The following is a 23449-nucleotide window of genomic DNA, read 5'->3' as shown; positions in this document are numbered from 1 at the left end:
ATGAAAACGAAGATAAAAATCAATATAATCATGCTTTTGTGGCTGCTGATCCCGATTGGCAACACAATGGCTCAGACCCAGCAATTAGAGGAACCTTTACAAGGTTATCTCAAAATTGCAGCCGAGAACAATCCTGAGCTTAAGTCGATATTTAATAGCTATCTGGCTACTCTCGAACGTATGCCACAAGCCAGGGCTTTACCGGATCCAACTGTAATGTTCAACATCTTCACCAGTCCGGTAGAAACACGGGTTGGAGCACAGAATGCAGGCATATCACTAAGTCAGGCTTTCCCATGGTTTGGGCAATTGAAGTCTCAGGAACAAGCAGTAGCCATGCTGGCAAAGGCTCGTTTTGAAGCATTTGAAGATGCTAAGAACAGCATTTTCTTTGACGTACGCTCAACCTATTATGATTTATATGTACTTGAAGCAGCGATAGCCATTACAGAGGAAAATGTAAGGTTACTCGAATCATTTAGGGAACTGGCTAATGTCAGATTAGAGTCTAATACAGGAAGTGCGGTTGACTTGCTTAGAGTTGAAATGGATTTAGACGAACTGAATAACCAGTTACTTTACCTGGAAGATTCGCGAATACCGATCCAAGCCAAGTTCAATGAACTGCTCAACGAAGAAACACCAATACGCATAGAGGTGCCGGATACACTGGAAACAATTTTGATTGACGAAGGGAGAAACGTTTTGCTGGATTCAATCATCACACATAATCCAACATTAAGAGGTTTTGAATTTGAAATGTCAGCTTTGGATGCAGAGATTGATGTAGCACAAAAAATGGGCCTACCTTCTTTTAATCTTGGACTTTCGTACACCAGTATCTCTCCAAGAACGGATATGGATGTTCCTGATAACGGAAAAGATGCATTGATTTTCCCTCAAGTTGGGGTCCGTATACCCCTAAACAGGAACAAATATCGCTCGATGATCAAGGAGAAAGAGTTGCTTAAGACTTCTGTGAATTATCGCAAGGAGGACAAAGAAAATGAGTTAGAAACTGTATTAGAGCGAACCTGGCGTGATTACGCAGATGCTCAACGAAGAGTGGCTCTTTATAACAGACTCATTGCCTATGCAACCCAGTCGCTGGACATACTCGTTGCGCAATACACCACTGCGGGTGCAGATTTTGAAGAAGTGCTGAGAATGGAACGACAGCTGCTTAGGTACGAACTCGAATTGGAGAAGGCACGTGCCGATCAAAACACTTTTGTAGCATACATCAATTATATCACTGGAAAACAGCTTTAAAAATGAAGATTCTAGAAATAATAAATAGTAAAAAAACAATTTCATACCTGGGGGTACTGATTGTTGGCATTCTGATTGGCTGGTTGCTCATTGGGGGAAGCGGTAGTGAAAGTCTGGAAGAACTCCCTACTGATCATTCGGCCATGGACCATGCAGATGGGACTACATGGACGTGCTCCATGCACCCACAGATACAAAGGGAGGAGCCGGGAAATTGTCCAATATGTGGCATGGAACTTATCCCAATGAAACAAGATGAGGACGATGGAGAAGCTGGTCAATATTCAGTCAAACTTTCCAATGCAGCCATGAAAATTGCCGAAGTAGAGATGAGCACTATTGAGCGAAAAGCCCCTTATAAGGAAGTGTACTTACCTGGGAAGGTAATGGCGGATGAGCGCAATATTGCCGAACTAACTGCCCGCTATCCGGGTAGGATTGAGAAACTCATGGTAAACTTTACGGGGCAGAAAGTGCGCAAGGGGCAGGTGCTGGCCAAAATCTACTCTCCGGAGCTAGTAACTGCTCAGCGTGAGTTATTTGAAGCGATGAAGTTTAAAGAAACGAACCCAAGCTATTATCGGGCGACAAGAAATAAACTAAAACTATGGGACCTTACGGAAGCACAGATTGACCAAATAGAGCAATCCGGAGATGTAGATTTTTATTTTGATGTGCTGTCACCCATTACAGGTACAGTCACCATGCGTCATGTGACATTGGGCGACTATGTAAAAGAAGGTACGGCACTATTTGAAGTAGTAGACCTCAGTCATGTTTGGGTCATGTTTGATGCGTATGAGTCAGATATTCCATGGATAAAAATGCGTGATAAGATCAAATTCTCAATCAAGTCCATTCCGGGACGTGAGTTTAATGCAACCGTAACATTTATCGATCCGGTACTCAATCCTATGTCAAGAGTTGCCAAAGTAAGGGCAGAACTGGATAATCCTAAAGATCTCCTCAAACCAGAAATGCTTGCAGATGGAATACTAAAAACAATGCTTCCGGGATCAGGGGATCAATTAGTGATACCAAAATCAGCCATTCTATGGACAGGTAAAAAGGCAGTGGTATACGTGATGACCGATGATCACAATAATATGTTTCAGTTTAGGGAAATTGACCTGGGAGCTGATGCAGGTGACTACTACGTGGTAGAATCCGGACTAAGTGAGGGGGAAATGGTAGCTACAAACGGAGTGTTCAAAATTGATGCGGCCGCACAGCTTAGAGGAGAAAAAAGCATGATGAATCCGGAAGGAGGCAAAGTATCTATGGGTCATAATCATGGAGGTTCGAGCGAAGAAAAGAAGCCTGCATCCGGGAGTGAACATGAGGGCCATGATGAGAGCTCTTCAGAAAACACCAAGAAAATGGACATGTCAGTCGATGAAAACTTTAAGCAGCAACTAACCAATGTGTACCAAGTACATCTTGATTTGCAGAAAGCATTTTTAGCAACAGATGCTACGGCAGCCAAGAAACAGGCTGGTAGTGTTAAATCGGCTTTGGACAAAGTGGATATGAGCCTGGTTAAAGGAGAAATGCACAACCAGTGGATGAACAGTCTAAAAACGCTGAAAACAACACTGGGTAACATCGAGTCAGGCAGTGCCATAGAAAAGCAGCGCCTTGCCTTTGCGGATTTTAGCGATGCGCTTTACAGTGCTATCAAGATGTTTGGTACAACTGGTGAAACGATTTATTACCAGTATTGCCCAATGGCCAGGGATAACAAAGGGGCCTACTGGTTGAGTGCGGTAAAAGAGATCAAAAACCCTTATTACGGAGAGGCAATGTTGACTTGTGGTGAAAACAAGGAAGTTATTGAGTGAGTGGTGGTGAGTCCCCGGTCACTGGGTATTCATACCGGGGATTTCACTTTTGAATTAAAAAAGATAAATGAAGGAGTGTTGCAAAACAGGAGATGAAAAGCCTTCGGGACACAGAAAGATCCTGACCCGGGTTTTTTGGGGGATTATAATTTCCATCGTTCTTCTTATTGCGCTGATGGATATGCTCTGACAGCCAGGAAAGGCAGCCTTTTTAAAAATAAGTCCATTTGATAGGCACGAGGATCAGGTCATGGAAAAAAATAGATACGCACCGAGTTTTGCAAACAATCTATTGAATGGAATGAGCCCTACCATCATTCTGGTGGGAGCGGTAACCTTGCTGTATGTGTATTTGATGCAATTTATAGATCATAAACTACTCTGGGTTCAATATGTTGTGCTTTTGTTTGCGATGGTCAAGGCATTGTTTTTTACCTTCTTCACTATCAAGCAAATAAAGCGGTCTATTTTCCAATGTTATTCATTGTACCGATTGATTTGGATATTCGGTCTCTTGGTATCCCTCATCATATTTTCTTTTGCCAGTGATTTTGTGTGCCTGTCCGGTTTTGATAAAAACGCTTTTGCGGGTATTGAGCAATCTGGCTTTCTCAACGATTTTTTTGAGTACTTCTACTTTAGCACCGTAACGTTTGCTTCTATCGGATACGGGGATATAGTTCCGGTTAGCGGTTTAGCCAGAGTGCTGGTCATCATGGAGATCGGACAAAGTTTTATATTGATTGTTTTCGGATTGTCAAACATCAACAATATGCAAATTGATAAAAATTAAAAAACATATAAAAATTACCAGAATAAATTAAAAAACTATTGATAATACTTCGTTTCACTAGTAGGTACTCAAAAAAAACTTATACACATGAAATCGAAAATATCAAGATTGGAATACAGTAAAATAATTCTGGAGAAAGTAAGCTTTAGTCAAGGACTTATGTTAAAAGAATTTCAAAAAGCAATTGGCTTGCTCCCTGAACATGAAGTAGAGGAGCTACAGGTTTGGTTTCAGACAAATTTTAGTACCAGCCTTAGAAGTAATGGAAAATTTGGCTGACACCTTTAATAAACATGTCCTAAAAAACATCATAAACCTAAATCAAAATTACATCAAAATAGGAGCTGTACGACTCGTACTATTAAGCATGTCAAATCTAAACATTAAGAAAATGAAAAGTAGATTCAGTATTTTAAGTATAGCAGTGATTACTCTTTTTGCAATTGGCTGCTCAGTGGTAAAGCCCGGTACACACGCTATGAAATGGAGCCCGTATGGAAATGGATTGAAAACGGAGCAAGTATATAAAGATGGTATTGTGTGGCATATGCCCTGGAATGGGGTCGTGCGTTATAGTGTGCAATGGCAAACTTACACGGAGAATGTGGCTGTTCTCACCAAGGATGAACTCCATATCCCAATCACTGTCTCAGTTACTTTAAGACCGATTGAGGCTGAGCTGGCTCAATTGGAATTAGAGGTTGGTCAGAACTATTACAAGAACGTAGTAAGACCTGAATTTGTGAGCCTTACTAGAAATATTTTCGCGAGTTACGATTACAAAGTAGTCTCGCCAAAGAGCCCGGATATTGAAAAGGAAATTTTCAGGCAGTTGGTCACTAAAATAGAGGGCAAACACCTTGAGATCGATAATGTAACCATCGACCATATTAAATATCCACAGGTTGTTACTTCAGCTGTGGATAGAAAACTGGCAGTTGAGCAGGACATTCAGCAAAAAGACTATGAAATAAAAATTGCGGAGAAGCAGGCAGAGATCCAACGTATTTTAGCAAAAGGCCAGCGAGATGCCCAGCAGATCATAGATGCTGGGCTCACCCAAAAATACCTTCAGTATAAGGCATTGGAGGTACAGGATAAGCTAACGAACAGCCCTAATACCAAATTTTTCTTCATCCCTATGGGCAAAGATGGCCTACCAGTGATAGTGGATACGGGAGGAGATGGAAACTAAAATCAATAATATAGAAAAATACAAGATAATATGAAAAAGCAATTAATAATGATAGTAGCCCTCTTTGTAGCATTGGGGGCTGCCAATGCGCAGCATAATCATGGATCAAATGACAAAAAAGAAGGTTCTAAAATGGATCATTCCATGCATTCAGGGATGAAAATGGAAGAAGGGAAGACAATGTCCTATGATGTAAGCACTGATTTTAAGAAACAGCTTACAAAGGTTTACAATACCTCGTTTGAGTTGGCAGACAGTTTTTTAACCGGTGAAGTGGAAGGCATTTCCAATAGCGGCTTACAGGTAAAGGCGACATTAGGAAAGATAGACATGGGCTTACTCAAGAGCTCCGAAGCGCACATGGAATGGATGATGAATCTGAAGGTGATGAATACAGCTTTGGATAAAATGACAGAATCTAAAGATACCAAAGATCAAAAGGCTGCTTACGATTCTTTTAACCAGGCATTATTTAAAAGCATCAAAACCTTTGGCATAATAGGGGCTTCAGTGTATTACCAGTACTGCCCTATGGCACTTAACAATCAGGGAGCTTATTGGCTAAGCGATACAAAAGAAATACGAAATCCTTATTTCAGTGGCAATATGCTCTCTTGTGGCAGCACGAAAGAAATTATCAACTAAATACCTATAACCATGAAAGCCACAAAAATTATAACGACAGTATTGTTGGGCTTGGCCATTGGCCTCTATTCCTGCAATGATGACGATATGCACAACGGACTTTCTCAAGCAGATTTGGAATCACTGAACGGCTTGAGGGAGGCCTACACAAATGCTGTCAATGAGAATGAAGCCTTCAAAATATCTATTCAGGATGACGATTTGGATGGCATTCATTTGCATGACTCACTGTTTCACCATTTTCAAAACCTTTATGAAGAACATCATGAAAACTATTCGCACGAAAATGGACATGATGACCATCATCACGATACTGATGGTATGCATATGGGTTCAAATGGGATGAACGGACACGATGATCAGGACGGTCATCATGCCGAAGATCACGAGTTAATGGATGGCTTGATGGGCGACCATGAAGCCATCTCTCACTAGAATATTTAAAATCCTGATTAGGGGATGCTTCAAATAGACCAGAAAGAATATGGTTTACAAGCACCCCCTTAGACAGGACAAAAGACACCTGTTATGAAGCGAACAAAACGTTTAAAACAAAAAGAGAAAGAGGTTAAATTGGACAAACAGTCAATCATAGTGCTAGCCTTCTTTGGTATGGTAGTCCTAAGTATAATTGCCTATAACGTATGGAACAATACTTCCCCAACTACATGGGTATCCATAGATGAACAATTACCAAACAACAAAGTGTGCATGGTAAATGACGCCTACATGGGAGTAAATCAGATAGAGGTACCTGTGGAGGGAAAGATATATTACGGATGCTGTGAGATGTGTGTAGACAAGTTAAATAACTTGGAGTCTGTGAGGTATGGGACTGACCCATATACCGGACAGCCGGTGGACAAAGCAGACGCATTCATTGTATTAAAATCAAAAGCTACAGGCGAGGTTTTTTACTTCGAGTCAGAGGAAACCTACACCAAATACAAACAAGAAAAAGGTGAAGGATCTTAACCATGGTCGATAGAGCGGCACATACCAAAATCAAAATTTCGAACATGAAGAAAAAGCATAAAAAAGAAAAGGAATTTATTCCGGCATTAGGTTTTAATTTCCTTACTGGGCTTTATGATTCCACCATCAAACTCACCATGCCGGAGAAGAAATTCAGGAGTCTACTTATCGAAAGGATTGATCCTCAGCCTAATGAAAAAATTCTTGAATTTGGCTATGGAACAGGGACTAACCTAGTACTAGCAACTCAAAAGTCACCTCAGTCACATTTCCATGGATTAGATATTGACCCCAAAGTAAAAGAGATCGCTAACTCAAAATTGAAGGGAAAAGACATTCAAATGGATCTTCAACTATATGGAGGATCGGCCTTTCCTTATGAAGACCATACTTTTGACAAAGTCTACAGTTGCCTGGTCTTTCATCAGTTGAATGAGCAAGCCAAACTGGAAAGCTTAAAAGAGATACACCGTGTTTTGAAGCCAGACGGCAGGCTCATCGTTGGGGATTGGGGCAAGGCAAAGAACCGATGGATGCGCATTTCCTTTTATATTGTACAGTTACTGGACGGTTTCAAAACGACTACTCCCAATGTAAAAGGATTACTGCCTGAATATATACGGAAGGCTGGCTTTACCGATGTAAAGGAGACTGGTTTTATCAATACACGTATCGGGTCGTTCTGTTATTACGTGGGAACAAAGAAAAAATAATGAAGCGCAACACCAACTACTACATCAGAAAAGCACATCGGTATTTAGGTTTGTTTCTAGGCATTCAATTTTTATTTTGGACACTTGGCGGGCTCTACTTTAGTTGGAGTGATATTGATAAGATACATGGAGAGCACTTGGTGATGGAAAAAAAAGGCTTCTCTCCCACATCTGGTCTAATCGCTCCGGATAGCATACTCATTAAGATAAATAGTACGCAACCCTTGAAGCCAATAGCCAAAATCGAACTAGTGGAGGCACTTGGTGAACCCTATTATCAGCTCCAATTGATGACAGGGGAATACAGGTTATTCTCCGCAAAAACGGGGCAAGTAAAACCGCAATTCACTGAAGACGAGGCGAAAGAAATTGCCAAGTCCTATATCACATTCAAAGCGGAAATAAAAGAAGCTCAATTATTGGCAGAAGTAGGTGATCATCATGAATATAGGGAACGCCACCTTCCGGTATGGTCCATTGCATTTGATTATGAGGGAGACCCGGTTGTGTATGTGGATGCTGTCACTGGACAGTTTGAGCGCATCAGACACAACAACTGGAGAGCATTTGATTGGCTCTGGATGATGCACACCATGGATTATGAAACCAGGGATGATTTTGGTAATGGGTTACTCAAGGCGTTTTCAATCCTCGGGCTGATCACTGTACTATCCGGATTTTTTCTTTTTGGAGTTTCATATAACAAAAGAGAATTCAAATTTTTTAAGGTCAGAAAATCATGAAAGCGACAGTAAAAATTCAGCCTGATCTTACACCAACCTTGGATGAATTTTTAATCAAAGATTCCATCGGTAATAGAAATTGATGTCCTTATAGATGAAGGTTTTGGCATTCTCACTGAAATGGTGTAAGAGCTACTCTAAAGAGAACTAGATGTGGATTTCAACCTCTGCCACATCCTGGAATCCATCGTATGCACACAGGCTCTCAGGGCTGAAGACTTTATCTGGTTAATGCTCCTTTGCAACGTGATCGTAAAACAGGAAGCTAATCATATTGATGTAGCCTATGTCCGCTTTTGTCTATGGAAGCTGTGGAAAATGAAAACCTTGGAATGATAGCACTGGAGATTAGAAATAGCTGGAAAACGTTATCAACCATTTGAGCAGATCATCCAGGGAGTTAACAGGGGCTTAATGCCCATTTCTCTCACTAGTAATAATGAATCGGAGCATTCAAAATTCACTAGCAATGGCTATTGTAGGATAATAACTAAAGTCTGTACTTTGTACTATTAAGAATAATTATAAATAACAATTCAAGTCAATGCGAGGCATATATACATTCTTATTAATGATAATATCAGTCTACTCTTTTGCTCAAACCAAAACAATCGAAGGTAGAGTTACTGAAAAGGGAACAAGCAAAGGCATTCCTCATGCAAATGTAAGTGTTGAAAATACCCAAATAGGTACCAGGACTGATGGACAGGGGTATTTCAAAATCGAATATGCTCCGGCCACTTCTGAGGAAATTACTATTTCCTGCATAGGCTTTAATTCGCTGACGATAGCTATTGATAAAGTTGGTACAGGTGATAACATAGAACTAGAGGAAAACATACTCGTCTTGCCTCAATTAGTCATAGAAAGCCAAAGCCTCACGCTCGGGAGAGTTGGGTTAAAGGAAATCCCTGGATCAGTACAATACATTTCTGCTGTAGAGCTGAAAAACTATAACTACACCAACGTGAATGACATCATGAAAATGGTGCCCGGTGTAAACGTCCAGGAAGAAGATGGTTTTGGCCTAAGACCTAACATAGGTCTTAGGGGCTCCAGCCTGGAAAGAAGCGCTCGCATTACCATTATGGAAGACGGGATATTGGCTGCACCGGCACCTTACTCATCACCCTCTGCTTATTATTTTCCCACTATGGGCCGTATGAATAGTGTGGAAGTGCTCAAAGGTGCCAGCCAGATCCGGTTTGGTCCGTTTACAACAGGTGGGGCCATCAACTTAATGTCCACCCCGATTCCAAATCGGTTTGCAAGCAAATTTCAATTGACAAGCGGGAGCTATGGATACAAAAACTTACACGCTTACGTAGGTACCAAATCAGAGCAGGTAGGCTTTCTTGTCGAGACTTTTCAATACGGTGCAGATGGGTTTAAAGAACTTGAAAATGGAGATGATACCGGGTTCGATAAGAAAGACTATCAAATAAAAGTAGGGATTAATACCAAAGCGGATGCTAAGGTGTATCAGTCTTTGAATATGACCATGGGCCAAACATTTGAAGACGCCAACGAAACCTACCTGGGGTTAACTGCATCTGACTTTGATGACAATCCGTATCAGCGATATGCGGCCTCACAGTTGGACAATATGGATGCTGAGCAGTCCAGGTTTTCACTTCAGCATTACATAGAAATGCCCGGTGGTGTCAATATTGTAACTACTGCCTATCGAAATGATTTTGCAAGAAACTGGTACAAATTGCAGGGTATCGTTGATGGCCCCTCACTCTCCTCAGTACTTGATAATCCGGAAACCTTCCCAGCCGCATACCAACTGCTGAGGGGGCAAAGTATTGCTGATACGGCTAGCCTAAGCTTAAGAGCTAATAACAGAGAATACTATGCTCAGGGAGTTCAGTCAGTAGTGGATTATGAATTTGAAACCGGGAACGTTTCGCATGATATTCATGTAAGTGGCAGATGGCATGAGGACGAAGAGGACCGCTATCAATGGGAAGACCTTTATGCCATAAACGATGGTACCATTAAGCTAATACAGCCTGGAACACCCGGTACACAAGCAAATAGAGTAGAATCAGCAAAAGCTTTTGCCGGCTATATACTCTATCAACTAGATGTAAACCGATGGAGTTTTACCCCGGGTATCCGTTATGAGAATATAACTGTGAGCCGGAAAGACTATGGGAAAAATGATGTGGAGAGAACTGGTAGTGATCTACAGACAAGATCAAATAGCTTCAGTGTTTGGTTGCCTGGCGTAGGTGTAAATTATCAGTTATCCGGCCAACTCAATTTGTTCAGCGGTGTGCACAGAGGGTTTGCTCCGGCTGGCAGCTCAGATGATACTGACCCGGAGTTGAGTACGAACTATGAACTGGGGATCAGGAAAACCAATAGTAAAGTGGAAGGATCAGCAGTGTTGTTTTATACAGATTACCAAAGCTTACTTGGCAGGGATATTGCTGCCGCAGGTGGCATAGGTTCAGGAGATGCGTTTAATGCAGGAACGGCCATAACTAGGGGTTTGGAGTTTCAAGTTGGGTTTGATGCGGTAAATACAAGTAGCACTATTTCATTGCCGGTGGTAGCTGCATATACGTATACGGATGCTTATTTTAGTAAGAGTTTTGAATCTGAACTTGAACCCTGGGGAATGGTTAATAAAGGAGATCAGCTGCCCTATATTGCTAATCATCAGGTATATGTCAACGTGGGCATCCAGCATAAACGAGCATCCTTATTTTTTAATACCAAATATCAGGGTGATATTGGTACTGTTCCGGGTGCTGAGGACACAGTTCCCGGTGAGCGCATAGACGGGTTCATGGTTTTTGATCTTTCAGCCAATGTTATTATCAATAAATTTCTTTCAGCCAATATTTCGGTAAGCAATGTTTTTGATAATAAATATGCAGTGGCTGCCCGTCCTGCCGGCCTTAGGCCCGGAGCTCCAAGAATGATCAATTTTGGTGTGAGGGCAGACTTTTAGTCATTAGGTTGAGTGAGGTTTCCCGATCTTTATGGGAAACCTCTTTCAGTTTATTAGGTTTTATTTTTTTCACCAGTGTTCTCAGTATGCTGTAAAGAATCCGTTGTTTTTTCAAAACAAGAAGGGTTTTGAATATTGAGTGATCCTACTTACCTTTAATAAGTAGAATTGAATCCAAAGTGGGAACTTTAAAAAATCGTATTTTCTCCTTTTCCCTGCTTAGTACCTATTTGGGTGCCTTTCTGGTTTATTTTGTCTGTAATCTGGGTGATGTCGCAGGGTTTGACCACAATTACACTCATGAAGAAAAGAGCCATTCAGAAGGCCACCATTCACATGACCATGGTCATGATGCCCATAGTCATGACCATTCAGCATCAGAAGGAGAGGAATGCTGTGATGATTTTACCGCCCAAGTCGTATATGATGCCAAAATTCTTGTTAAAGAATTACAAGTTTCGTTTTCCAATTTTCAACTCAATCAGGTTGAGCATTTTATTGCTCAATTTACCAATAGCTATAAAGAATTAACCACTCTATTATACGAAATAGATAGGCCGCCTCCCCGGCAGGCTTCTATCCTTATTTTATTCCAGGTCTTCCGGATATAATACCTTTATATAAGGTCACTTTTACGTGCAAGGCTTTAGTAATCCACAACTATAAGAACGTTGTGTATCATACCTTTTTTAAAACGTTGGGACAAAAGGTAAGCCTTTTCATATTTTCCCTTTAATCTTTTCAACCGTAAAATAATATTCCAATGAAAAAATCAATTCTATTGGTCTTTCTGACTGTAAGCAGTTGGGGGACTTTCGCACAGCATAGCCATGGAAGCCATGGCAATGAAACTAAAAAAAATACAGATCAAATGGGCCCAATGTTTAAGAGCCAGGAGATGGGTGAAGCATACCTGAAGTATACAGCATTGAAAGACGCCCTTTTTGCGTCAGACGTTTTGAAATCAAATGATGCGGCAGCACAGCTCGTCCTTGCCCTCCAAGAGGTGAAAAATGGCAACAAAGCATTCACTGGCGCAAAAATGGTTTCAGAAGCCAAAAGCATTGAAGATAAGCGAAAGATGTTTGCCATGTTGAGTGCTGAAATGATCGAGTTGGTAAAAAACTCCAAATTAACCATGGGAGCTATTTACGTGGATTATTGCCCCATGGCCAATGACAATGCGGGTGCTTCATGGCTATCAAATGATGCTAAAATTGCAAATCCATATTTTGGTGATAAAATGCCGTCGTGTGGAAGTGTAAAAGAAACCATTGAATAAAATGGAAGCGCTTTTACCGGAATGGATGCCAAATATCCATCCATTGATTATTCACTTTCCTATTGCTCTATGGGCTGTTGCTTTGCTGTTTGATGTGGTTTTTGTCATCAAAAAAAGCACCTGGACACGAAATGGAGCGATGAGTTTGTATGCTTTGGCTGCTGTCAGTGCTTTTGCTGCGTATCTCTCTGGGGACCAGGCCATCGATATGGTTTCCGTCCCATTTCAGGGAGAAGTCACAGCCAGCCAGCACTCAGATTGGGGGCATTACACGCTTTACTTTTTTGCAGGATATGCTGTTTTGCGAGGATTCCTCTATTGGAAAAGCCTGGATACCAAAAAATTGATGGCGATTGGCCTGCTGATATTGGGACTGGTCGGAATGGGCATGGTGGCTAAAACAGCGGACCTTGGGGGAAAGCTGGTTTACAAATACGGCGTGGGAACAAAAAAATAATTATTGAACAATTCAAATAATATAAAAAATGAAAGAACTGAAATCAACAATTTATTCCGCTATCCTCTTCATGCTAATGTTGGGTGTTGCGGCCTGCTCAGGTGGGAAAAAATCTGAAGAGGAAGAATCCGGACACGATCATTCTGAAATGACCGAAAGTGAGGATGGTCATGACCATGGTGAAGCATCAGGGGGTCATGATCATGGTAGTCATGGTGAGGCATCTATGGATGAAGGTGAAGGAAAAACATGGACACCTTCCGGTAACGGCGAGGAGCTCATCCGATCTGACTTTCACTTCATAGCCGGGGCGATGGAAAATATAGCCCCTGAAGTAACAGAGGTTGCAAGCGACAATGTCTTGAAATTAACTGCAAACGGTAAACCAGTGGCGTTTGTATTTCATCAGTCGTATGGAAATATCGGAATGGCTGTCAGTTTAAATGCCAGCTCCTTTCAGGGAACCTATAAACTGATACACCATGCCAGTAATGCCGACAATCATGAATTTGTGGCGGTAAATGGAAACAATATGAAGCTGGGAAGGATCGTGCAGGGAGATGAAATGGTTTTTGACGAGTCAGAATTCGAATCGGATGAGGATTGGATCAACCTTCGTGTGTCAGCTGCCGGAACCCACTATAAAGGATACATCGGAAATAAGACAGTAACTCATGGTCATGGGGACAAGATGAAAAATGGATACGTAGGTATCATGCTAGACGGAACAGGTGAAATCCTGATCAAATCAATAGAAACTGTACCCCTTGAAGACGAATGAGTTTTAAATCAATTATGAATTAACCTATGATTTTGGGAAGCTATAGAAATGCAGTTTGCCCAATCATATCAACCAAAAACAAACATGAAATTTCAAAAGAAAATAATACTACCTGCAGTGCTTATTACATTCATTCTTAGCGCTTGCAATACTTCCACTGACCAGTACGGAAATGTGAACTTGTCGGAAGAAGAAACGAAGGTGAAAGAAGTAATAACTACATACAAGAATGGTATAGAGGCACTAAGCGTGGAAGGTTTAAATGAACTCTTCCTGAAAGACTCTGAAGTATTTGAATCGGGTGGTTCGGAAGGTTCATTTTCGCACTATTTAGATCATCATCTGGCACCAGAGTTAGAAGCTTTTGAGTCATTTGACTTCAATGATCATAAAATCAAAGTGAAAATTGATATGCCGTATGCCTTTACTACGGAGACTTATACCTTCAAAATCGTGGTGAAATCGGATGAACCTGAGGGCCAGGTAATTGAGCGTAAAGGAGTAGCTACATCGGTTTTGAAGTTTGAAAACGACCAATGGAAAATCATGAAGACACACTCTTCTTCCCGGGGGATGAGTAGTTCACATTGATGAATCATTTGCATAAATAACCGATCAAATGGGCGAGAAAAAAATATATCCTTTAGATGTACACAAAGCTCCATCTTTGAAAAAGAGCAAGCAGAGATTTTCTGATAGAAAAGATGAAGAAATTTGGCAAGCCTATTGTGCCGGAGATGATGAAGCATTCGTGTATATCTATAACGAATATGTCCACCGGTTATTTACATTTGGTGTCCAGTTTGCATCCAGGGCCATCGTTCTGGATGCAATTCAGGACCTTTTCTTGTACCTGAAACAAAGGCAAGGTAAAGAACAACGAGTGGAAAAAATTAGGCCATACCTGTACAAGGCCTTGCATCGTACGCTCATGTCCATTCTTAAAAAAGAAACACGACTAAAGTCGTTTGAACCGTCGAATGACCCTCCTGCCAACTGGGCGATAAGCCTGACCAGTGATGTGAAGCTTATTGATGAAGAAAATACCAAGATCCAACGTGGAAGATTAACCAAAGCTCTTAATCAGCTATCTGAAAAGCAAAGACAAGCTATCATTCTTTACTATTATGAAGGGTTCACGTTTGAAGAGATCAAAGACATTATGAATGTGAGTGACAAAAGCTCTGCCAGAAAGTTAGTTGGGAGAGCACTGGATTCTATACGCCATATATTCGTTTAGTATTTGTAAATAATTCGGAATAATGTTCTTTTTTTTATTAAATAGTTGAAGTAAGAATTTTTTCTCTTCAAAAAATGGACACTTTCATTTGGTTTATTCTACTAGATAGGTAGAAACGCATGAAAACCAATGAAATACCGTGACTACAGCGTAGTTGATTTTGTTACAGATGATTTTTTTGTTGCTTGGGTGAAGCACCCAAATGAAGAATCTTCTCTATTTTGGAATGAATACATTATCTCAAACCCTGGCCAACGTCAGGTTATTTCAGATGCCAGATCGCTTGTTTTATCTATTTCGTATGCGAAACCAGAACCTCTAACGTCAGACGAATATTTAGAGACCTTAGAAAATATAATTAAAGGGGCCCCTCGATCTGGTTTTAGGTGGAAGAAGATTATGCTTCCTGTAGCTGCCACAGTAGCATTGATTGTTGCATTCACCTTGATATTACGTCCATTTAATGCGGCAGATGCATCTCCTGCCGAAGAAAAAAGGGTTTTAGTAACCAAAGAAAACCCACGTGGGCAAAAATCCATATCCATTCTGCCAGACGGTACTAAAATTCATCTGAATGCAGAAAGTGAATTAATCATTGATTCACTTTTTGGGCATAGTGAAAGAAAAGTTTATTTGACCGGCGAAGCTTATTTTGATGTCGCTGAGAATAAGTCAAAACCATTTGTTATTTGGACTAAGGAATTAAAGACTACTGTTTTAGGTACCTCCTTCAATATTAGATCCTTTGAAGAAGAAGGGGAAGCAAGCATAGTGGTTGTTAGCGGTAAAGTAGAGGTATCGCATTCCATGGGTGATTCTTACCAGCTTAGACCCTATGACCTGCTCAGGTATGAAAAGAAGAATAACCGGTTTAAAGCGGACAAAACCAATAACCTAACCAGTCATGTTGGTTGGAAGGACGGGATACTCACTTTTGAAAATGACACCTTTGATCAGGTGAAAGAGAAAATAGAAAGGTGGTATGACGTAACTATTCAGGCAGATTTTGGTCACGAAGCAGGAGGGCTGTATTCTGCCAGCTATGACAATAAATCGCTCATAAAAGTATTGGATGGTTGGAGTTATACCTCCGGATTTTCTTATAAAAAGAATAAAGACAATATCATAATATTAACCTTAAAACCCTAACGTGATGGATGCATATGATACAAGTTAAAAAGGAGTTCGTCATCCAATAAGGATGACGAACCAAAAAGGGATTGAGGCATACATCTCCGTCTGCAAACAAAAGATAGTCTACCTCAAAAACCCTGAGCATTGATAAAAACTATGTTTTACCAATAATTAAAAGTATGAACAAGTATATACTAAAACAAACGATAGAAATGTCAAAGACCATGTTTTATGCTTTACTCGTAAACTGTCTCCTTAGCATGACAGTCTATGCAGAAAAAGCTAATGGCCAGGTTAGTTTAAAAGAGATTCCGCTTTCAATTTCAAGTGATAACGTTGAATTGAAGGAAGTGTTCAATTTTCTAAATGAGAAAACAGGATTTTCTTTTTCTTACAATGACAGCAAGGTTGACTTAAAATCAAAAGTCAGCGTCCATATTGAAAATGGGTCATTGTTGGATGCTTTAACGTTGCTTTCACAGCAAAAGGCATTGAATTTCAAACGAATAGACAATAACATCCACGTGCAGCGAGCAAAGAAGAAGTCTGAAGTTGGAGTTTTTGTGATAGAGTTGATTCCGGTTAGTGGAAGAGTCACTGACAGTGAGGGCAATGGTCTTCCCGGCGCAACAGTTGTTATAAAAGGTACAACCAATGGAACAACAACGGATATAGATGGAAATTTTAATCTTGAAGCCGAAGAGGGGGAGACATTAGTGATCAGCTATCTGGGTTTTGAGACAGTTGAAGTTACTGTGGGAAATCAACAAAATTACAATGTCGTTTTAAACGAAGACGTGAGTAACCTTCAAGAGGTGGTAGTGACAGCAACAGGAGTACGAAGAAAGGTTGAAATTGGAAATAGCATTGCTCGACTGGATGTGGATGAGGATGTCAAAGTAAGACCAATAAGCAACGTGTCTGACTTGTTACAAGGACAAGCATCCGGTGTTCAAATCTTCGGAAGTGGAGGATCAGTGGGAATGGGTTCAAGAATAAGGGTTAGGGGATCAAATAGTGCCTCATTGTCCAATGAACCAGTTATTTACATTGATGGAGTGTTAATTAACAACCAGCCCAACTCCATATCTTTTGAAACCGGAGGTCAGTCGCCTTCCAGATTGAATGATATCAATCCTGAGGATATTGAGTCTATTGAGGTAATAAAAGGCCCATCTGCCGCTACACTATACGGATCAATAGCTGCCAATGGGGTGATAAGGATCACAACCAAGAAAGGAAAAAAAGGCAAACCGCGATGGACAGCCTACACGGAAAGAGGTTTTGTAGAGGATGTAGGGAACTACCCTGCCAACTATCAGGCTTATGATGCAAGCGGCAATCCGGGGTTTAATTTTGAAGCAGCGGAAGGTAGTTTTGTTCCTACAAGAGTAGAATCTTACCAGCCATTAAATGATTCAGAAACATCTCCGTTCAGAAAAGGACAGTTGTTTGGATTTGGTGCCAGTGTCTCAGGGGGTAGTGATGCCCTGACCTATTACCTTTCAGGTAACGTAAGTGACAATGAGGGGGTACTTCCGGTAAATAATATCAAAAGGATGAATTTTCGTGCAAACTTTGGTGCCAAAATTACCGAAAGCTTGCAGGCAAATTTCACTAGCGGATACACCAATAGCGACCTGGAACTTCCACTAAATGATAACTTTTCATTGGCCCTTATGGCACAAGGTCTCAATGGTACAGCTGATCCGGAAGTCAATGATGGATGGGGTGAATTTACGCCGGCAGAATTATTTACCATAGATACCAGACAAAGGATTAATCGATACACTACAGGCCTTAACTTAGAGTGGACAAAAGTTGAAAACTTAAGAGTAAGACTTGCAGGGGGTATTGACTACACTAATCGATGGGATACCCAGTTTTTTCCGACCGGTAAAGCTCCGGATTTTCTTAACTATGATGAAGGAGCTCGATTTTCAAACAGGTTTAATGAGTTTGTGTACACCCTTGATGCGGTGGCCACCTATACGAATAAGCTGTCATCTAGTGTCGGCTTAAGATCCTCTGTTGGATTTCAATACCTTGGAAATCTATCCCAAGGGACATTAAGTACCGGACTTCAATTGGTTGCGGGTAGTAGCTCCATTGCCGGTGCAGCCACGACTTTTAGTACCGAGGAAACTATTGAACAAAGAACTGCCGGTGTTTTTATCGAAGAGCAGGTAAGTTTTAATGAGCGACTGTTTGTTACAGGTGCTATTCGTTCAGACAGAGGTAGTTCGTTTGGCTCAGCACTGGATGCGGTTGTTTACCCGAAGGTAAGTGTTTCGTGGGTTCTTTCTGATGAGTCTTTCTTCAATGTCAGTAACAATATAGTGAGTTCACTTAGGCTGAGAGGGGCTTGGGGAGCCTCGGGTGTACAACCAGGTACAAACGATGCACTAAGATTTTTCAATCCTATAGCTGCCACTGTAGATGGAGGAAGTGATGTGACAGGTGTTACGTTTGGAAGCGTGGGTAATGAAGACTTAAGGCCCGAAAGATCTAGGGAGATTGAGTTTGGATTTGATGCCGGGCTTATTTCTAATCGAGTGGACCTTGAAGTAACTTATTTTAATAAGCAAACATCTGATGCACTTATTTTTAGACAACTTCCACAATCATTAGGAGTTGGAACAGGCCGATTTGAAAACCTTGGATCCGTTCAGAATAAGGGGTTAGAAGTGTCACTGAATGCCAGAATATTTGAAGTAGGGAAAACAGCTTTCGACTTAAATTTTGTAGGTGCATTTTTGGACAATGAATTGAAGGAGCTTGGAGAGGGAATTGAACCAGTAATCTTTGGACAGCAACGTCATGTTGAGGGTTATCCGCTGGGAGGTTATTGGGATGAGCCTTACACATTCAATGATGCCAATGGAGATGGGTTTATAGCCCAAAGTGAAGTTCAAGCAGGGGCAGAAGCTGTTTATTTGGGTTCCCCGTTCGCTACTACAGACGTCTCATTTATGCCTTCACTTAAATTTTTGGATGGACAATTGGAGTTGAGGGGCTTACTCAATTTCCGTGGAGGACAGAAACTTTATAACAACACAGGATCCTGGCGAAATGGAAACAACAATACCGATGAATTAAATGATCCAAATGCCTCATTGGCAAGTCAGGCCAGGGCGGTTGCTTCTAAATTTTTAGGTACAAATGCAGGATATATTGAGGATGCGTCTTTTTGGAGACTAAGAGAAATTTCACTTACCTATAGTCTACCGAAGACCCTTATTAGCAATGCAGGGTTAAGTCGGGCGAGCCTTACGCTATCTGGTCAAAACCTTGGAGTATGGACAGATTATTCGGGATTAGATCCTGAAATAAGCTCCGTTGGACAAGCCAACTTCACGACGGAAGAATTTCTTAGCCAGCCTCCTGTAAGGATGTGGAAGGCTCGCCTCAATCTGACATTTTAATTAATCTAAATGATACTATTATGACTAATTATAAAAGCAACAAAATGAAACGAGCGATTAGAAATAGCCTTAGGTTAATTGGGCTACTGACTATGCTGATTTTTGGTATATCGTCATGCGATTCGATGCTGGAGGTAACAGATCCTGATATTGTTACACCAGACAATTTGAATAGTGAGGCCGGGATTGCAACGTTAAGGGCAGGCTCTTTAGGAGATCTTGCAGTCGCCATTAGTGGTTCGGCGGCTGGACACGGTGCTACTACCGGACTTATTATCATGAGTGGTCTTATGGCAGATGAATTTGACTATAGCGGGACATTTCCAACCAGAAGAGAGGCAGATACCAGAATTGTTCAAAATGTTAATTTTGATATTGATAGGATATATGGAAACCTTCATCGTGCCAGGGCATCAGCTGAAGCTACAGTTGACCTTATTAATACTTTTGGTGGATTTGATAACACCAAAAGTGAGATGGAAAGTGTAGTAGGGTATGTTTATATCCTTTTTGCTGAAACCTATTGTTCAGGGATCTCATTTAGCAAAGCACCTGCAGATGGTGGTGATCTGATATTGGGGGAGCCCCAAACAACAGATCAAATGTTTCAGGCTGCCATTAATTGGTTTGATGATGCCATTGCTGATGCCACACCTGGTTCTGACCTTGAGTATCTCGCGAGAGTGGGCAAAGCCAGGGCTTTATTAGGCTTGGGTCAAATCTCTGATGCAGCCGACGAAGTTTCATCAGTGCCTGATGATTTTGTGTACAATGTAGAACACTCTGAAAATAGCCTAAGGCAGCAAAATGGGGTGTATATCATGAGTACGGTAAGGAGGCAATTTTCAATTGCAGATGGAAAAGGAGGGAATGGGTTAATGTATAGAAGTAGCAACGATCCACGGACTCCATGGGAAGACAATGGAGCGTTTGGACAGGATGACATTACGCCATATTACAATCAACTTAAATATGATGATGCAAGTGATCCTATTGTTTTTGCCTCTGGTATCGAAGCAAGACTGATCGAAGCGGAAGCTGCCGCACAGGCAACTCAAAACGCGACGGTTGAGAGCATTCATACTGCACTGAGAGCGACGATCGGATTGCCGCCAGAAGACCTGTCTGGCATGACCCAGAATCAATTACTAAACTATCATTTTGCAGAACGAGCTTTTTGGTTGTACAGTACGGCTCATAGACAGGGTGATTTACGTCGATTGGTGAGGGTTTACGGCAGGTCTGTCTCAGATGTTTTTCCAACGGGTGACTACTTTAAAGGTGGATCGTATGATTCCAATGTAGTTTTCCCGGTTCCTCAGTCTGAGGCAAATAATCCAAACTATGTTGGTTGCCTTGATACTAACCCATAGTTTTTCATTTATAGTAGGTTTAACATTTTAAATGAAGCTTAAGGGGTCTTAATGACCCCTTTTGTTTTAATTTTTACTTAAGAATGGAAAAAAAAGTAATTCTCAACTCCCTTTCACATAGACCCATTGGACTCCTGTTTTTTTTCTCGGGAATGGCAGGTTTGGTAATGCAGGTAGTCTGGATGTACAAACTTGGGCTTGTTTTTGGTAATGCATCCTATGCCGCTGCAGCTACCCTAGCTTCTTTTTTTCTCGGGCTAGCCTTAGGTGGAAAATATTGGGGTAGCAGATCCTCAAAGGTGATACGTCCTCTCAGGCTTTATGGATTGCTGGAATTGGGAATAGCATTATCGGCCCTTTTGTTGATACCAGGACTGAAATTTTATGAAGACATCTATTCAGATGTGGTATTGCTGGCAGGTGACAGCAGGTCTTTGCTTACCCTCATCAAATTCTTCTTTTCCTTGCTTGTTCTATTCGTACCTACGGTACTAATGGGAGGTACTTTTCCAGTTTTATCACAGTTTATTGGCAGAACGCATTTAGCTTCCAGAGGTACTTTACTCTATACACTAAACACCCTCGGTGCAGCGGTTGGTACTTTTTTGGCCGGCTTTTTTTTGTTCATCCAATTGGGGGTTCAAAACACCTACATCGTATCTATTTGCCTGGCCGGTATCATAGGCATCATGGCTATTATTCTTGACTTATATACGGAAGCTCCGCCATCCACTAACCAACCATCACAAGCTAACCCAAAGACAACTTCAGTCTTGAGCATTACACAGTTTCATATAATAGCGTTTGGCTCAGGAATGCTTGCTCTGGCCGCCGAAACGGCATGGATCAAGATGTTTACACAGGTTTTGCAAAACTCAGTATATTCATTTTCGATTGTTTTAGTAGTATTCCTTTTATCACTGGCAATAGGTGGGGCCTTTGCTCACTACCTGGTGAAACGATCCTTTAAAATTCAAAACATCATATTCTTTCTACTGCTATTTTCAATACTTTTAGTTGGTAGTACGCCCTGGGTTTTTGATTTTATGACCAATGGTCTCTCTTATGTTGGGATGACTGCTGCATGGACAGATTATCTGATTTCAATATTTTTTCTTAGTCTGGGGGTGATAGGCATTCCAGCCATAGTACTAGGCACCTTATTTCCATACCTCATCAAATCAAACTCCATATTTAATCTGGTACCAGGAACATTCATTGGCAGAATGGTTTTTCTCAATTCACTCGGGAGTGCAGTTGGCCCCATATTGTTAGGGTTTGTGCTTATAGAAGTGGTTGGTGTATGGGTCTCCATTAAAGTAATTGCCATAGGATATGGTGTTCTGCTTTTCTACTTTCTTAAGTCTTCCGGGATTGGCTACTCTTCAAGAAAGATCACCGTGTCAGCTTTTGCCACCGTTGCGGTCTTGTTTTTCAGCTCTCCACAGGTAGTTCGGTTATCGGACTCAGAGCAGTTGTTGGGAGTCTGGCAGTCTGTCGATGGTATAGTTTCTGTGGTAAAATCTGACAACAATATAGACATGAGATTGAACAATACGTACATCCTCGGCGATGCTCAGTCAACACTGGTGGAGCAGATGCAAGCCAACATACCGTTGCTCATTCATCCAGAACCCGAACAGGTACTTTTCCTCGGGATGGGTACGGGGATTACCGCCGGAGCTGCATTGAACCATGACGTTAAACACGTAGATGTAGCTGAAATTGTGGCAGATGTGATTCCTGCATCAAAGAACTTTTTTTCAGCCTGGACCAATGACCTGTATACCGATCATCGGGTGAAAATCATACATGATGACGCGCGCAATCACCTATTGGGAACAAAGGAGAAATATGATGTGATCATTGGTGATTTGTTCTCTCCCTGGCATAGTGGAACGGGAAGCCTGTACACCCTGGAGCACTTTCAGATGGTCAGGAGTAAGCTGGATTCAGGTGGTCTGTTTGCACAATGGCTTCCCTTATATCAGCTCACTCAGGAAAGTTTTGAATCAATAGTGGCAACCTTCAGCAAGGTTTTCCCAACCACCACGTTTTGGCGTGCAGACTTTTCAAGTGAAAAACCAAGCATTGCCCTGATAGGTCAAAGGACAAATACCAGGCTTAGAAATGAGGTGCTTTTAAAAAATATAGAAAATGTATTGAGTGATGAAAAAAATACATCACTTCATATGGCAGGACTTTTTTATCTGGGCAATATTGAAGCCATTCGTTCCACCATAGAAAATGCGCCGATAAATACAGACGATAAACGAACAATCGAATTCATAGCACCAGTAGCCACCCAGCAGGCCAATGCTGGAAAGGCAACCTTTCTTACTGGGCCAATGCAAGCTCAACTTTATCATAACCTAAGGAAGGTACTCCCAAATAAAGATCCATATCTCGTAAACATGCCTGCGCAAGAACTTTCATACATTGAGGTTGGTCATTTGTATTTCAATTATTTACTGCTACAAAATGAAGATGTAGAAAAAGCAGACTCGATCCTAATGGAGATTAGAACTTTAGCTCCGGATTTTTTGTAGAACAGACATTCAGTTCTATGTTTTGCTTCAATTTATTCTTAAACCCAAGATATTTCCTTGGGA

The 23449-nt window shown here is 41.2% G+C and carries 21 protein-coding genes; all 21 read left to right on the top strand.

The window, feature by feature from the left end:
• The 21 genes from ACOQON_RS10870 to ACOQON_RS10770 all read left to right on the top strand — a co-directional run bounded on the left by ACOQON_RS10870 (position 1) and on the right by ACOQON_RS10770 (position 23386).
• Positions 1 to 1272 carry a TolC family protein gene (locus ACOQON_RS10870; protein ID WP_350206092.1) on the top strand — a complete coding sequence of 424 codons (1272 nt, stop codon included), beginning with the start codon at positions 1 to 3 and terminating at the stop codon, positions 1270 to 1272.
• A 2-nt stretch (positions 1273 to 1274) separates the two neighbouring features.
• Positions 1275 to 3113, top strand: a complete 1839-nt coding sequence (locus tag ACOQON_RS10865; protein ID WP_420575440.1) for an efflux RND transporter periplasmic adaptor subunit — start codon at positions 1275 to 1277, stop codon at positions 3111 to 3113.
• A gap of 250 nt (positions 3114 to 3363) precedes the next feature.
• A complete protein-coding gene (locus ACOQON_RS10860) occupies positions 3364 to 3906 on the top strand; it encodes a potassium channel family protein (protein WP_420575439.1) in 543 nt (180 codons plus the stop codon).
• A gap of 87 nt (positions 3907 to 3993) precedes the next feature.
• Entirely contained in the window at positions 3994 to 4185 is a 192-nt protein-coding gene (locus tag ACOQON_RS10855) for a hypothetical protein (protein WP_420575438.1), read from the top strand.
• 112 nt (positions 4186 to 4297) lie between these two features.
• Positions 4298 to 5101, top strand: a complete 804-nt coding sequence (locus ACOQON_RS10850) for a prohibitin family protein (RefSeq protein WP_348284239.1) — start codon at positions 4298 to 4300, stop codon at positions 5099 to 5101.
• 30 nt (positions 5102 to 5131) lie between these two features.
• Positions 5132 to 5746: a DUF3347 domain-containing protein gene (locus tag ACOQON_RS10845; RefSeq protein ID WP_420575437.1), complete on the top strand. Its 615-nt coding sequence runs from the start codon at positions 5132 to 5134 to the stop codon at positions 5744 to 5746.
• 12 nt (positions 5747 to 5758) lie between these two features.
• On the top strand, positions 5759 to 6181 hold the full coding sequence (locus tag ACOQON_RS10840) for a hypothetical protein (RefSeq protein WP_420575436.1): 423 nt from the start codon (positions 5759 to 5761) through the stop codon (positions 6179 to 6181).
• 93 nt (positions 6182 to 6274) lie between these two features.
• Positions 6275 to 6721 carry a hypothetical protein gene (locus ACOQON_RS10835; RefSeq protein WP_348284242.1) on the top strand — a complete coding sequence of 149 codons (447 nt, stop codon included), beginning with the start codon at positions 6275 to 6277 and terminating at the stop codon, positions 6719 to 6721.
• Between the two features lie 44 nt (positions 6722 to 6765).
• On the top strand, positions 6766 to 7434 hold the full coding sequence (locus ACOQON_RS10830; protein ID WP_420575435.1) for a class I SAM-dependent methyltransferase: 669 nt from the start codon (positions 6766 to 6768) through the stop codon (positions 7432 to 7434).
• Positions 7434 to 8177, top strand: coding sequence for a PepSY domain-containing protein (locus tag ACOQON_RS10825; RefSeq protein ID WP_350206085.1), 744 nt, complete (start codon positions 7434 to 7436; stop codon positions 8175 to 8177). The genes ACOQON_RS10830 and ACOQON_RS10825 overlap by 1 nt, the downstream gene beginning before the upstream one ends.
• Before the next feature lie 571 nt (positions 8178 to 8748).
• Positions 8749 to 11145, top strand: coding sequence for a TonB-dependent receptor domain-containing protein (locus ACOQON_RS10820; protein ID WP_350222555.1), 2397 nt, complete (start codon positions 8749 to 8751; stop codon positions 11143 to 11145).
• A gap of 179 nt (positions 11146 to 11324) precedes the next feature.
• Positions 11325 to 11756 carry a hypothetical protein gene (locus ACOQON_RS10815; protein ID WP_350204893.1) on the top strand — a complete coding sequence of 144 codons (432 nt, stop codon included), beginning with the start codon at positions 11325 to 11327 and terminating at the stop codon, positions 11754 to 11756.
• Positions 11757 to 11908: 152 nt separating this feature from the next.
• Positions 11909 to 12427 (top strand): DUF3347 domain-containing protein, encoded by a 519-nt coding sequence (locus ACOQON_RS10810; RefSeq protein WP_350113910.1) that lies wholly within the window; start codon positions 11909 to 11911, stop codon positions 12425 to 12427.
• A 1-nt stretch (position 12428) separates the two neighbouring features.
• Positions 12429 to 12884 (top strand): DUF2231 domain-containing protein, encoded by a 456-nt coding sequence (locus ACOQON_RS10805; protein WP_350204894.1) that lies wholly within the window; start codon positions 12429 to 12431, stop codon positions 12882 to 12884.
• Between the two features lie 28 nt (positions 12885 to 12912).
• Positions 12913 to 13665 carry a hypothetical protein gene (locus ACOQON_RS10800; protein WP_420575434.1) on the top strand — a complete coding sequence of 251 codons (753 nt, stop codon included), beginning with the start codon at positions 12913 to 12915 and terminating at the stop codon, positions 13663 to 13665.
• An 84-nt stretch (positions 13666 to 13749) separates the two neighbouring features.
• A complete protein-coding gene (locus ACOQON_RS10795; protein ID WP_350204896.1) occupies positions 13750 to 14256 on the top strand; it encodes a nuclear transport factor 2 family protein in 507 nt (168 codons plus the stop codon).
• 28 nt (positions 14257 to 14284) lie between these two features.
• Positions 14285 to 14905 (top strand): RNA polymerase sigma factor, encoded by a 621-nt coding sequence (locus ACOQON_RS10790; RefSeq protein WP_420575433.1) that lies wholly within the window; start codon positions 14285 to 14287, stop codon positions 14903 to 14905.
• A 129-nt stretch (positions 14906 to 15034) separates the two neighbouring features.
• Positions 15035 to 16054 carry a FecR family protein gene (locus tag ACOQON_RS10785; protein ID WP_420575432.1) on the top strand — a complete coding sequence of 340 codons (1020 nt, stop codon included), beginning with the start codon at positions 15035 to 15037 and terminating at the stop codon, positions 16052 to 16054.
• Between the two features lie 164 nt (positions 16055 to 16218).
• The gene (locus ACOQON_RS10780) at positions 16219 to 19464 is read left to right on the top strand and encodes a SusC/RagA family TonB-linked outer membrane protein (protein ID WP_420575431.1); all 3246 of its coding nucleotides are present in this window, start codon (positions 16219 to 16221) and stop codon (positions 19462 to 19464) included.
• Between the two features lie 44 nt (positions 19465 to 19508).
• Positions 19509 to 20837 carry a hypothetical protein gene (locus ACOQON_RS10775; RefSeq protein WP_420575430.1) on the top strand — a complete coding sequence of 443 codons (1329 nt, stop codon included), beginning with the start codon at positions 19509 to 19511 and terminating at the stop codon, positions 20835 to 20837.
• A gap of 83 nt (positions 20838 to 20920) precedes the next feature.
• Positions 20921 to 23386, top strand: a complete 2466-nt coding sequence (locus ACOQON_RS10770) for a fused MFS/spermidine synthase (RefSeq protein ID WP_420575429.1) — start codon at positions 20921 to 20923, stop codon at positions 23384 to 23386.
• Positions 23387 to 23449 lie beyond the last annotated feature (63 nt).

Source organism: Ekhidna sp., from assembly GCF_965221965.1.
Lineage (GTDB): Bacteria > Bacteroidota > Bacteroidia > Cytophagales > Cyclobacteriaceae > Ekhidna.
Note: the sequence above shows the minus strand (reverse complement) of the source record. Positions and strands in the feature narration are given on the sequence as shown.

Coding starts and splice junctions, on each gene's coding strand:
- ACOQON_RS10870 (WP_350206092.1), top strand. CDS start 1: ATGAAAACGAAGATAAAAATCAATATAATCATGCTTTTGTGGCTGCTG.
- ACOQON_RS10800 (WP_420575434.1), top strand. CDS start 12,913: ATGAAAGAACTGAAATCAACAATTTATTCCGCTATCCTCTTCATGCTA.
- ACOQON_RS10820 (WP_350222555.1), top strand. CDS start 8,749: ATGATAATATCAGTCTACTCTTTTGCTCAAACCAAAACAATCGAAGGT.
- ACOQON_RS10865 (WP_420575440.1), top strand. CDS start 1,275: ATGAAGATTCTAGAAATAATAAATAGTAAAAAAACAATTTCATACCTG.
- ACOQON_RS10790 (WP_420575433.1), top strand. CDS start 14,285: ATGGGCGAGAAAAAAATATATCCTTTAGATGTACACAAAGCTCCATCT.
- ACOQON_RS10840 (WP_420575436.1), top strand. CDS start 5,759: ATGAAAGCCACAAAAATTATAACGACAGTATTGTTGGGCTTGGCCATT.
- ACOQON_RS10775 (WP_420575430.1), top strand. CDS start 19,509: ATGAAACGAGCGATTAGAAATAGCCTTAGGTTAATTGGGCTACTGACT.
- ACOQON_RS10835 (WP_348284242.1), top strand. CDS start 6,275: ATGAAGCGAACAAAACGTTTAAAACAAAAAGAGAAAGAGGTTAAATTG.
- ACOQON_RS10805 (WP_350204894.1), top strand. CDS start 12,429: ATGGAAGCGCTTTTACCGGAATGGATGCCAAATATCCATCCATTGATT.
- ACOQON_RS10825 (WP_350206085.1), top strand. CDS start 7,434: ATGAAGCGCAACACCAACTACTACATCAGAAAAGCACATCGGTATTTA.
- ACOQON_RS10855 (WP_420575438.1), top strand. CDS start 3,994: ATGAAATCGAAAATATCAAGATTGGAATACAGTAAAATAATTCTGGAG.
- ACOQON_RS10860 (WP_420575439.1), top strand. CDS start 3,364: ATGGAAAAAAATAGATACGCACCGAGTTTTGCAAACAATCTATTGAAT.
- ACOQON_RS10780 (WP_420575431.1), top strand. CDS start 16,219: ATGAACAAGTATATACTAAAACAAACGATAGAAATGTCAAAGACCATG.
- ACOQON_RS10770 (WP_420575429.1), top strand. CDS start 20,921: ATGGAAAAAAAAGTAATTCTCAACTCCCTTTCACATAGACCCATTGGA.
- ACOQON_RS10850 (WP_348284239.1), top strand. CDS start 4,298: ATGAAAAGTAGATTCAGTATTTTAAGTATAGCAGTGATTACTCTTTTT.
- ACOQON_RS10785 (WP_420575432.1), top strand. CDS start 15,035: ATGAAATACCGTGACTACAGCGTAGTTGATTTTGTTACAGATGATTTT.
- ACOQON_RS10830 (WP_420575435.1), top strand. CDS start 6,766: ATGAAGAAAAAGCATAAAAAAGAAAAGGAATTTATTCCGGCATTAGGT.
- ACOQON_RS10810 (WP_350113910.1), top strand. CDS start 11,909: ATGAAAAAATCAATTCTATTGGTCTTTCTGACTGTAAGCAGTTGGGGG.
- ACOQON_RS10845 (WP_420575437.1), top strand. CDS start 5,132: ATGAAAAAGCAATTAATAATGATAGTAGCCCTCTTTGTAGCATTGGGG.
- ACOQON_RS10795 (WP_350204896.1), top strand. CDS start 13,750: ATGAAATTTCAAAAGAAAATAATACTACCTGCAGTGCTTATTACATTC.